1 protein-coding gene is annotated in these 1,068 nt (G+C 36.0%); it reads right to left on the bottom strand.

Features of this window, described 5'->3' with window-relative positions; all coding sequences use genetic code 11:
• Positions 1-19: 19 nt before the first annotated feature.
• Entirely contained in the window at positions 20-973 is a 954-nt protein-coding gene (locus ACEN31_RS11545) for an IS30 family transposase (protein ID WP_407109481.1), read from the bottom strand.
• Positions 974-1,068: the final 95 nt, after the last annotated feature.

Here is a 1,068-nt window from a genome sequence, read left to right as displayed (position 1 = left end):
TTTCATTTGTCAAATTAAGCTAGAAATAATCTAACCCTGATACATTCTCAAGAAAGACTTCCAACGGAGTCTTATAGTTTAAAGATTTTCTAGGAATTTTATTCCTTCGGGTTGTAACAGAAGAAATAAATTCTTGACTAACTTCATTGAAGTCCATTTGTTTAAGTAATCCATCTTTACGTAAGAGACCATTTGAATGTTCATTTAAACCACGTTGAGAGGGACAGCCTGGATCTGCAAAGAAAATAGAAATGTCCTGTTGATTACTCAAGCTTTTCCAGTTGGAAAATTCCTTGCCACAGTCAAAGGTAATCGACTTAAAAATATTTCTAGGAAGATTTTTAAACCAATTCTGTAAAGTGATTTCTATGTCTTTGGCCTTACGGCCCGGAGTCTCTAAAGCGATAATTAACTTAGATACTCTTTCGGCAAAGGTAATAACAGCACTCTTATGATTTTTACCGATAATTGTATCACCCTCTAAATGGCCAAATTCATTTTTGTAAGAAGGATAAGCCGTCTTTCGATCGTCAAGGGTTCTTTTGTTTCCTTGCTTCCCTCGAGTTTCTTGGTGGCCATTAGGTTTTCGTTTTCCTTGCATAGGTAACGTTGTTACATCAAACAGTGGATTATCTTTGAACCGTCTATAAAGTGTACGCATGGAACAACCGAGGTCTTTTTCCCCCCGACCCATAATAATATCTGGTGTCCAACCGTCAGCCACTCGACTTTTGATGTATTGAGTCTGTTTCTTTGTAAAAGTCTTTTTTTTTGCGCCGCATTTTGATTTGTTCTGTTTATAACGTTCGAAGTACTCACGAACTGTTCTCTCTTCCTTCAGAAAGTTAACAACATTATAAATCGGTTGATTTGAACGTCCAAGTTTCTTAGCGATCTGATAGGGTTTATATCCTATTTCATAATAAGTTTCTATCCACCCAAGTTCTTTCATGGTAAGATGTGTGTAGGCCATTTGTGGTCACTCTCCTAATTTTCGTGGTTGGAAATTTATTTTGAGTGTACCACAAATGGTTTATTTATTTTTCTAGCTTAATTTTACAATTCAAG

It is taken from the genome of Ruoffia sp. FAM 26255 (genome assembly GCF_045528525.1).
Taxonomy (GTDB): domain Bacteria; phylum Bacillota; class Bacilli; order Lactobacillales; family Aerococcaceae; genus Ruoffia; species Ruoffia tabacinasalis.
Note: the sequence above shows the minus strand (reverse complement) of the source record. Positions and strands in the feature narration are given on the sequence as shown.

Excerpts from the sequence above, each read along its gene's own strand:
- ACEN31_RS11545 (WP_407109481.1), bottom strand. The coding sequence starts at position 973 with ATGGCCTACACACATCTTACCATGAAAGAACTTGGGTGGATAGAAACT.